Raw genomic sequence first — 9,482 nt, 5'->3', positions numbered from 1 at the left:
CTCAGGTGAGGCAACGGCTCCCGCTCAGGAGCAAATCAGGCGAGGCAATGCGCAGATTGCCGCTGGCAAGCGGTCACGTCGTGGCGGGCTCTCCCTGGGCGTGCTTGGCGCCCTTCGCCCCCGCCGGGGTCCGCCCCTTCCTGCTGGCCGCCGAGCGCTGCCGGTAGCTTTCGACGTTCATCTCGACGATGGTCACGCGGTGGACGAGGCGGTCTATGGCCGCGATCGTCATCGCCGGGTCGGGGAACACCTTGCTCCACTCGCCGAAGGGCTGGTTGGCGGCGATCAGCAGGGAGCGGCGCTCGTACCGGGCGGAGATCAACTCGAACAGCGCCGAGGTCTCGGCCCGGCCGCGCCGCACGTAGGACAGGTCGTCGAGCACGAGCAGGTCGTAGCGGTCGAGCTTGGCGATGGCGGCCTCCAGGTGCAGCGCCTGGCGCGCGGCCTGCAGGCGCTGCACGAGGTCCGAGGTGCGGGCGAACGGCACGCGGTAGCCGTTCTCGACGAGCGCCCGGCCGAGGGCGGCGGAGACGTGGCTCTTGCCCGAGCCCGGCGGGCCGAACAGCAGCGGGTTGCTGCCCTTCTCCAGCCAGGCGTCGCCGGAGGCGAGCGCCATGACGCTGGCGCGGCCGGGCATGGGCACGTGGCCGAAGTCGAAGTTGTCCAGCGTCTTGTCCGGCGGCAGGCGCGCGTCCGCCAGGTGGCGCTCGATGCGGCGCCTGGCGCGCTCGGCCACCTCCAACTCGGCGAGGGCCGCGAGCAGCCGGGCCGCGGGCCACCCCTCGCGGTCGGCGCGCTCGGCCATCTCGGGCCACATCCGGGCGATGGCGGGCAGGCGCGGCTCGCCCAGCAGCAGCGGCAGCCGGGCGGTGTCCACCTCGACGCGGGTCATGCCAGCGCCTCCGGGCCGAGCAGCGCGTCGTAGGCGGCGGCCGACGGCAGGGTCGCGGCGACCTCGGGCGCCGCGGCCCGCGCCGGGGCGAAGCGCCGCCGCAGGTCCGCGAGGTCCGGCAGGAGCCCGGCGGCGAGGACCGCCTCCAACTCGGCCGCGAGTTCGGCCTCGCAGGCGCGGTCGTGCGCCAGCCCCGGCAGCCCGACCGTGGCGCGGCAGGCGACGCGGGTGGGGTGCGCCGCGCTCAGCGCCTCCCAGGCGCGGCGGTAAGGCGTCGCGGGGGAACAGCTGGTCGCGGTAGGCCAGGTTGAGCAGGGCGCCCGGCTTGCGGCGCAGGGCGTGTATGACGTGCCGGTAGTCGACGACGTGCGCGCGGCGGCTGCGGTTCTCCCAGCCCCGGGGAGGGCGGCCGCGCGGCAGGGTCAGCACCGGCGTGCCGCCGAGCAGGCACTCCAGGCGGTCGTCGTGGAGGCGCACGCGCAGCCGGTGGCCGATCAGGCGCGAGGGCACGGTGTAGAACACGCGCCGCAGCAGGAAGCCCCCGCTGCGCGTCACGGTGACGACCCCCTCGTCGTGGTCGGTGGTGCGCCGCGGCGGCAGCGGCAGCAGGGCGGCGCGTTCGACCTCCGCGGCGCGGCGGCGCCCCGCGTTGGCGCGGCCGACCAGCTCCGCGACGAAGCGCCGGTAGCTGGCGAGGTCGTCGAAGTCGCGCGCGCCCCGCAGCAGCAGCGCCTGCCCCAGCGCCGCCTTGAGGTGGCCGTGCGCCCCCTCGATGGCGCCGTTCTCGTGCGCGAGGCCGCGGTTGTTGCGGGTGGGCTGCATGCCGTAGTGGGCGCACAAGGCCTCGTAGCGCCCCGTCAGGTCCTGCTCCGCCCCGGCCTCCAGGTTGCGGAACGCCGCCGACAGGCCGTCGCTGCGGTGCTCGCGCGGCGCGCCGCCCAGCGCCCACAAGGCGTTCTGCAGGCCGGTGGCCAGCGCGGTGAAGCTCTCGCCGCCCAGCACCACCTCGGCGTGCTGCCAGCCGGAGAAGGCCAGGCGGAAGTGGTAGAGCCGGTGCGCGAGCGGCGCGCCCGCGACGCTGACGCCGAGGGCCGAGGCGTCGGTGAAGTCGGACAGGCCCTGCCGCCCCGGCGGGTGCCCTTGGCGGAACACCACCTCGCGTTCGGGGCCGTGCAGCGCCTGCCATGTCCGCACCCGGCGCTCCAACGTGCGCCGCACGTTGGGCGGCAGCTCGGGGCGGCGGGGCATCTCCTCGAACACCGCCACCGGCCGCAAGCCGGGCGCGGCCCGCAGCATGGGGACGATCTCCGCCTCCCACACCGCGGCGAGCGGATCGGGGCGGCGGCGGGCGCGGGGCGCTGGGACGGCAGCCGGGGGTCCGCGTCGAGGCGCGCGCCGGTGCTCGGGCTGACGCCCGCGCGGGCCGCGGCGGCCTCGCGGGTCTGGGTCCTGCGGTGGCGCATGTACGGTCTCGCCTGCCGGTCGGTGATGTGCGCGCCGGGCACGAAGCGGCCCCCCGGAAGGAACCGCCCCATCCCGCCACGGCCTCACGCTGCCGCAGGAGGGTCCTGACGGGCCCGCCCGCCGGAGCCGCCTACGGCGGGGCTACGCCCCGCCTCCGGTCGGCCCCGGCGACCACCATCCAGATCGACGCCCGCAACCATCCTGGTTGTCGCGCTACAGCGCCTCGTGTTCCTCGACGAGACCTGGGCCGGCGCCCGCATGGCCCGCACCAGCGGCCGCGCCCCGCGCGGCGAGCGCCCGGTCGCCGTCGTCCCGCATGGGCGCTGGCGGATCGCCGCCAACGGTACGAACAACACGAGGAAGATCACGGTCGGAAGGAGCCCCATGCGCTACTCGCAGCCTCCTGTGCCGCGGTCCGCCCGCAAGCCGCCTAATGGAAAACGCCAAGGCGGCCGTCCAAGCCATGCAACTCGCTGCCACGCCACCGCTCCGCTTGGCCCACCAACGTCCCATCCACCAAGTCGCGACGGCGGCCCGCCACCCGCTGCGGCGGAGCCATTCGTGCGCTCCGGCGAGGGTACACCGCAAACCGATCAGCGCAACGTCCTGAGCCATCCGTGAGCCTCGCACGGCTGTGGGGTTGGATGGAAGCGCTGTCGGCGAGTCGGGAGGTGCGGCACCAGCGGGTGGCGGGGACGGTCAGGAGCCCCGGAATGGCGGGGTGGATGGCGCTGTGGGAGTTGGCCGGGTGAGCGGCGCTTGGGTCGCAGGGATTTGCCCGGGCCGGACCGCGGAGCTAACGGATCATGTCGGGCGATCCGCCCTTCGTGCCCGAAGCGACGTTGGGCTTGGTGGACGCCGGGTGTTGGCTGGAACTGCGCCGCGCGTGCGGGCCGCCCTCTGCCATCCGGCGCAAGCTCCTAGCGCGGCGCCACGGCGCGCGGGCGTGGGTGCCGCACCTGCTGGTGACGCACTGCCGCCGGGTTTCGCCGCGAAGGCTGAAGGCCGCCCGATGCCGGTGCAATCGATGGACAGGCGTCGGGCGGGTCGCAGAGCCACCCGCCCGTCGGACGCGTGCCCTTGGCGCTCGGGTGGCAGGAGGAGCCGGGGTCGATCAACCAGGCCCGGCACCGCTGAAAGGCGCCACCCTCGTTCATCCACCGCGCGTAGGCTTCCGCCCGCGCCCGCGCGTCCGGCCTGCGGAACGTCGCGGACTGCCCGGCGAAGCCGTCGCTTTCACCCACCGCGAAGGCGCCCGGCGCGTCGCCGTCCACCGCCGCCTGGAACATCATGCCCCTGCCCCTCCCCGGCGCGCCCGCGGAAGCGGTCGGGGCCTGTGGGAGTTCCCGGCGCCGCGTCAGTCCGCCAGCGCCTCTTCCCGGGCGAGCGCCTCCGCCCGGGCGCGCGCCGCCGCCGCGGCCGCCTCGAACTCCTCGAACGCCGCGCGGCCCGCCTTCCACGCTTCCTCGGCGCAGCCGTAGGCCGCCTCCGAACGCCGGAGGACGTTGTCGCCGCCGTCGGCCAGCAGGCTCCACCCCCACGGCCGCGGCGCGCGCGGGTGGCGGCGTTCGACCTTGACGTAGCTCAGGGCGGGGCGGGCGCGGGATCGCATCGGGGGGCTCCGGTCCGGGTCGTCGATTCTTACCCCAGGCCCGTCCAAAAACGCACGCAATACAACGTAAAATAAACTTGAAGTTGTGTACGGCTCAGGCCTGCCCGGCGCGTAGCCAGCACCCTTTCCACATGCGCGACACCGGATGGCCGGGCACCGCCCCGGCCGCTACCCGCCCGCGGATGGTGGGCACCGCCTCGGCCTCCGCGCCGGACACGAAGGGGGCGTCCGCCCGCCGCGCTCGCGCGTCACCACCAAGACCCGGCGCTTGCCGCTTTGATTCATGGCCAAGCGCCGGTCCATTCCTGTCCGCGCCGCGTTTCCCCTGCCGGACGGAGCCGCCGGAGCAGGCGCCGTAGGCCTCCACGGTGCCGGACGGCTGGCCTTTGATTTACTTGGCGGCGCCCGGCCGATGCCGGCCAAGTCGATTGGCCGGCCGAACACCGATGGTGGCGGAAGAATAGAGACTCTCGGTCTGCCGAGCGGCCGTTTCGGCAGCCCTCACCGACACCTATAGGTTTGCGCCATCGCGGGGACGTGGCCATGTTCATAAATGGCCGAATTGCCCCCGTGCTCCTTAACCTCCACCGTTTCGAGCCAAACGCGCCCGGCGGTCTGGTCCGTGACGAAGCCCGCCACGTGATCGAACACGTACTTCGCCATCGCCTCGCACCCCGCGTTCGGCAGCACTCGCAAAGCGAGCAGGCCCTTTTCCGCGAGCAACCGAAAGTCGGGGAGGTGCGGGTCGTCCTCGGCCACGAGCACTGTGTGGTCGAACATGTCATGGAGCCACGACCGTATCGGCTTCAGCCCGCCGAAATCGAAGCACCAGTTCCGCGCGTCCAGCTCACCGGTCGCAAACACGAACCGGAAGGCGAGGGCGTAGCCGTGGACCAGCCTACAATGGGAGTCCGCCGCCCGCCACTGGCGGAAGCAGCAGGAAAGCCCCTCGCTGTGGTCGTACGTCTTGGTGGACCGGTAGATGGGGCGCGTCGCGTGATGCCGGCTCTCGACGGTCGGGCGGACTGGCATGCCGAGTTCCACGTCGCTTCCCCATGGTGCCGGAGGGTTGTCCGTGGCGGAGGCCATGTCAGCTCGCCGGCCCCCGCTCCAGCGCGATGCACTCGTGCATGAACTGGTCCTTGAGTTTCTGGTCCTCGGCCAACTCGCCGTAGTAGGAGCAGTTCACCATGCGGCTGCGGTGGCTGGCGCGCACACCCCGCTGGGTCTTGCACATGTGCACGGCGCTGATGCGCACGGCAAGGCCGCGCGGCGCCGTCGCTTCCACAATGTGCTGGCCGATCTGCCGGACCAGTTCTTCCTGGATCTGCAGCCGGGCGGCGAAGTGGTCCACAATCCTGTCGTACTTCGACAAACCTATGATCTTCCCTTCGGCCGACGGCAGCACGCCCACGAAAACCTGGCCGTAGATCGGCATCAGGTGGTGCGCGCAGGTCGAGCGCAGGTCGATGGGGCCGGTGACAATCAGCTGGTCGAAGCCGTGGGTGTTGTCGAACTCGGTGATGCGCGGCGGCGCCTCATAGCGGCCGCGCAGCACCTCTTCCACGAACATCTTCGCCACGCGGCGCGGCGTTCCCCGTGTGTTGTGGTCGTTCCTGTGGTCGATCCGCAGGACGTCGAAGAGCTCTTCGAGCTTCTTCTCGGCGGATTCCACCATGGCTGCCCGTTCGGCCTGCCCTACGGCTTGGTCGAGGGCCTCATTGCCGAGCCGGGCCCGGCGCAAACGCTGTATCGTCACACTCATGAGCGCCTGCACCTTCAAGGACGGAGCACAACGTTCCGGGTCGGTTTTGGGCAGGCCAAGATGCCGGATGTTACCGAGATTATCAACCATATATTAAAGTTTTTGTTAGACAAATACGCGCAGAAGTTACTTATGGTGCCGCATCATTATGCGCCGCAGGGCCATAGAGGGAGGCACCCGAGTGACATTCCTGGTGACCAGACGCGGCATCGGGCGCCGCTTTGTGCGAATAACGGCCGGCGGCTTGGGCTTCGCCGGCGCCGGCCGGAGTGCCGGCGCGGCGTCCCTGCCGCAACCGGCGGAGAAGCCTATCCTCACGGTGTCCGGCAAGATCTCCAAAGCCAACAAGGACGGCGCGGCGCAGTTCGACCGCCCGATGATCGAGGCGCTCGGCACATCGGGCTTCGAAACGGCCACGCCTTGGTACGACGGGCCTGTCCGCTTCGAAGGGGTTCGCATGGACCGGCTGATGCAGGCGGTCGGCGCATCGGGGGACCGCGTGCTGGCCTACGCGTTGAACGACTACAGCACCGAGCTGCCGATGAGCGATTTCGCCCGCCACGGCGTCATCCTCGCCCTCAAGCGGAACGGGCAGTACATGTCGGTCCGCGAGAAGGGCCCGCTGTTTATCGTCTACCCCTTCGATAGCGACCCGGCGCTGCGCCACCAGCGCTACTACAGCCGCTCGGCGTGGCAGCTGGCCCGCCTCGTCGTCATCTGAGCCGGGAGGCCGCGACTCCGACCCGCCACGCAGCCGATGACGTTTCCACGCCGCCATCTGCCTGGCAGCGGCAAAAGGACGCCGGGCCGCCGGGTCTTCGGACCGGTGCTGGGCGCGGTCGCCGGCCTCTTCGCCGTGGCCGCCGTCTACACCTCCGTTTTGATCGTCGAGCGCCAGAAGGCGCTGCAGCAGGTCGCGCGCTACAACACGACCTGGCTCGCCAGCCAAGCGGTCGTCGAACTCGAGCGGCTGCAGCAGCGCATCGCGGCCTACGCCTTGCCCGGCAGCGGATTCGACCGGGAGGAGGTGCAACTGCGCCTCGACATCCTGGCGAACCGGGTGCAGTTGCTGCGCGGCGGCGACGTGGAGGAGCTGACCGCGGAAAGCCCGGAGCTGCAAGCCGTCGTTTCCGGCCTCGCCGCCGCGGTCGACGCCGCGCAACCGATGGTGGACGCCCTTGCGGGGGCGGAGGCGGCGCGCGAGCTGATGGACCTGTTCGCGCCCCTCGGCCCGGGCCTCGCCAGGCTCGCGGCGGCGGCGAACGTCCGCGGCGGCGACCGCGTCGCGGAGGACCAGCAGCACCTCAGCCGGCTGCATTGGACCTTTTCGGGCATCCTGATGCTGCTGGCCGCTTGCGGGATGGGGCTGTTCGGCGTCCTCCTGTGGCACAACCGGCTGCTGCGGCGGGTCCATGGCGAGCTGCTGGCGCGGACGGCCGAGCTGCACGTCCAGAACAAGCGCTTCGACGCCGCGCTGAACAACATGTCGCAGGCATTGTGCATGGCGGACGCGGACCAGCGACTGATCGTGTGCAATCGCCCCTACTTGGAGCTCTTCGGCCTCCCGTCTGGTTCGGCGAAGCCGGGCACCGCGATGCGCGACGTTCAGCGCGCGGTGGCCTGGATCGGCAGGTGGCCCATGGAACTGGTCGAAGGCATACACGGCCACCAACGAGAGCTGGCGCGCAAGGGCGGCCGGGCGAGCTTCTCCCACGCGCTAGGCGACGGCCGAGCGCTTGCCGTCTCGCACCAGCCTATGGCCGACGGCGGCTGGGTCGCCACCTACGAAGACGTCACCGAGCGCCAGCGCGCCCAGGCGAAGATCGCCCACATGGCGCGGCACGACGCGCTCACCGGGCTCGCCAACCGCACGCTCCTGCGGGAGCGGGCCGAACAGGCGCTGGAGCGCCTGGACCGCGGCGAAGGGAGCGCTTTCGCGGTGCTCTGCCTCGACCTCGACCGCTTCAAGGAGGTCAACGACACCCTCGGCCATCCCACAGGCGACACCCTGTTGCAGGCCGTCGCGCAGCGCCTCGGGGCGTGCCTGCGCGAAACCGACCTCGCGGCGCGCTTGGGCGGCGACGAGTTCGCCATCCTACAGGCCGCGGGCGACCAGCCCGCGTCCGCCGCGGCCCTGGCCGAGCGGCTGGTGGACCTCATCGGCGCCCCGTACAGCATCGGCGGCCACCGCGTCGTCATCGGCGTGAGCGTCGGCGTCGCCCTGGCGCCCGGCGACGGCGCAGACCTCAGCCGCCTGCTCAGGAACGCCGACCTGGCGCTCTACCGCGCAAAGAGCGGCGGCCGCGGCACGTTCCGCCTCTTCGAGCCGGAGATGGAGACGCACCTGCTGGCGCAGCGCGCGCTGCAAGCCGACCTGCGGAAGGCTCTCGGCGGCTACCAGCTCGAGATGTTCTACCAGCCGCAGGTCGACATCGCGACGGGCCGGACCAATGGCTTCGAAGCGCTGCTTCGCTGGGAGCACCCCGAGCAAGGCTTCCTCTCGCCGGCCAAGTTCATCCCCATGGCCGAGGAAACCGGCCTGATCGTGCCGATCGGCGAATGGGCCCTGCGGCAAGCCTGCCTCGACGCCGTGCGGTGGCCGGACCACATGACGGTCGCGGTGAACCTTTCGCCGCTGCAGTTCAAGGCGCCCGACCTGGTCCAGACGATTTCGGAGGCGCTGGCGGAAGCGGGGTTGCCGCCGAGCCGACTGGAATTGGAGATCACCGAGTCGGTGCTGCTGGAGGACAATGCGACGGTCCTCGCCACCCTGCATCAGCTACGCGGACTGGGGCTGCGGATCTCGTTGGACGATTTCGGCACGGGCTACTCGTCGTTGGGTTACCTGCGCAAGTTCCCGTTCGACAAGATCAAGATAGACCAATCCTTCGTCAGGGAGATGGTGACCCGCCCGGATTGCGAGGCCATCGTCAACTCGATCGTCGGCCTCGCCTCCGACCTCGGCATGGCCACGATCGCGGAGGGCGTGGAAAGCGCCGCGCAGCTGTCCCGGCTCCGGCGGGCGGGCTGCATGGAGGCGCAGGGCTACCATTTCAGCCGGCCCAAGCCGGCCGCCGAGGTGCTCGCGGATCTCGGCCTCGTCGCCGACCGACGGGAAGCGGCGCCAACGGCGTGAAGGGCTTGTTCGGCAGCCTTCCCCGGAGCGGGCCGCGTCGCCGATCACCCGAGTTTGCTCGGCACGGCGCCGGCAGCAGCGGATCGGACACGGGCCGCCGGCACGGCCGTGGGCGGCCCGGCAACCGCCGCGGAGCGGCTCGGGAGGCACCCGGCGATGCCGGCCGCGAGGCCGCCGCTGGGGGTCAAGCCCCGCGCGCGACGCCAGAACTCCAGCACGGCCGCGTTGAAGGCCTCGGGGTTGCGGCGGTTCATCGGGTGCGAGGCGCCGGGGATGGTCACGCGCCCGAAGGCCCGGACGAGCGCTCCAGCGCGTCCGGTGTCCGCGCGTATACCGGCGGCGACTGCTCGGCGCCGACCAGCAGCGTCGGCGCCGCGATCGCTTCCACGTCCCCGCGCGTGAAGGGCGGCCGCCTTTCCCGGAACGGCCCGAGCAGCGTGCCGGCGTTGTCCCGCGTCGCTTGCCGCGCCCGCTCGGACAGCCCCTCCCACGCGCCGGGGCCGCCCAGCCCGCCGCGAAGTGCCCGACGAGGCGCACCGGGCCCGAGCCCAGCGCCGTGGCTAAGAGGAACTGACACAACCGGTCCGTCGTTCGGCGGGGCATGGCGGCGCCG

The 9,482-nt window shown here is 71.9% G+C and carries 8 protein-coding genes and 3 pseudogenes; 4 read left to right on the top strand and 7 right to left on the bottom strand.

Going from position 1 to position 9,482, the window contains the following annotated elements; all coding sequences use genetic code 11:
* Positions 1-73 precede the first annotated feature (73 nt).
* Both istB and istA read right to left on the bottom strand, forming a co-directional pair.
* Positions 74-871: pseudogene (gene istB / locus ABD067_RS14160) on the bottom strand (IS21-like element helper ATPase IstB); the annotation flags it as partial.
* Between the two features lie 17 nt (positions 872-888).
* Positions 889-2,397: pseudogene (gene istA, locus ABD067_RS14155) on the bottom strand (IS21 family transposase).
* A 178-nt stretch (positions 2,398-2,575) separates the two neighbouring features.
* Here istA and ABD067_RS14150 point away from each other — a divergent pair.
* Together ABD067_RS14150 and ABD067_RS14145 are read left to right on the top strand one after the other, a co-directional pair.
* Positions 2,576-2,686, top strand: a pseudogene (locus ABD067_RS14150) (IS630 family transposase); the annotation flags it as partial.
* A 287-nt stretch (positions 2,687-2,973) separates the two neighbouring features.
* On the top strand, positions 2,974-3,108 hold the full coding sequence (locus ABD067_RS14145; RefSeq protein ID WP_343895960.1) for a hypothetical protein: 135 nt from the start codon (positions 2,974-2,976) through the stop codon (positions 3,106-3,108).
* A 168-nt stretch (positions 3,109-3,276) separates the two neighbouring features.
* Here the strand turns inward: ABD067_RS14145 and ABD067_RS14140 are convergent, their stop codons facing one another.
* The 4 genes from ABD067_RS14140 to folE all read right to left on the bottom strand — a co-directional run bounded on the left by ABD067_RS14140 (position 3,277) and on the right by folE (position 5,823).
* The gene (locus ABD067_RS14140) at positions 3,277-3,648 is read right to left on the bottom strand and encodes a hypothetical protein (protein ID WP_343895959.1); all 372 of its coding nucleotides are present in this window, start codon (positions 3,646-3,648) and stop codon (positions 3,277-3,279) included.
* A 65-nt stretch (positions 3,649-3,713) separates the two neighbouring features.
* Positions 3,714-3,968, bottom strand: a complete 255-nt coding sequence (locus tag ABD067_RS14135; RefSeq protein ID WP_343895958.1) for a hypothetical protein — start codon at positions 3,966-3,968, stop codon at positions 3,714-3,716.
* Positions 3,969-4,469: 501 nt separating this feature from the next.
* On the bottom strand, positions 4,470-5,000 hold the full coding sequence (locus ABD067_RS14125; protein WP_343895957.1) for a 6-pyruvoyl trahydropterin synthase family protein: 531 nt from the start codon (positions 4,998-5,000) through the stop codon (positions 4,470-4,472).
* Positions 5,001-5,058: 58 nt separating this feature from the next.
* Positions 5,059-5,823: a GTP cyclohydrolase I gene (gene folE / locus ABD067_RS14120; protein WP_343895956.1), complete on the bottom strand. Its 765-nt coding sequence runs from the start codon at positions 5,821-5,823 to the stop codon at positions 5,059-5,061.
* Between the two features lie 91 nt (positions 5,824-5,914).
* Here folE and ABD067_RS14115 point away from each other — a divergent pair, with 91 nt between their 5' ends.
* Positions 5,915-6,454 (top strand): molybdopterin-dependent oxidoreductase, encoded by a 540-nt coding sequence (locus ABD067_RS14115; RefSeq protein ID WP_343895955.1) that lies wholly within the window; start codon positions 5,915-5,917, stop codon positions 6,452-6,454.
* A 105-nt stretch (positions 6,455-6,559) separates the two neighbouring features.
* Complete coding sequence (locus tag ABD067_RS14110) at positions 6,560-8,869, top strand: putative bifunctional diguanylate cyclase/phosphodiesterase (protein WP_343895953.1); 2,310 nt, start codon at positions 6,560-6,562, stop codon at positions 8,867-8,869.
* A 277-nt stretch (positions 8,870-9,146) separates the two neighbouring features.
* Here ABD067_RS14110 and ABD067_RS14105 read toward each other — a convergent pair whose 3' ends face one another.
* A complete protein-coding gene (locus ABD067_RS14105) occupies positions 9,147-9,446 on the bottom strand; it encodes a hypothetical protein (protein WP_343895952.1) in 300 nt (99 codons plus the stop codon).
* Positions 9,447-9,482 lie beyond the last annotated feature (36 nt).

Source organism: Craurococcus roseus, from assembly GCF_039523795.1.
In the GTDB taxonomy this organism is placed as follows: Bacteria; Pseudomonadota; Alphaproteobacteria; order Acetobacterales; family Acetobacteraceae; genus Craurococcus; species Craurococcus roseus.
This window is presented reverse-complemented; position numbering and strand designations above follow the sequence as displayed.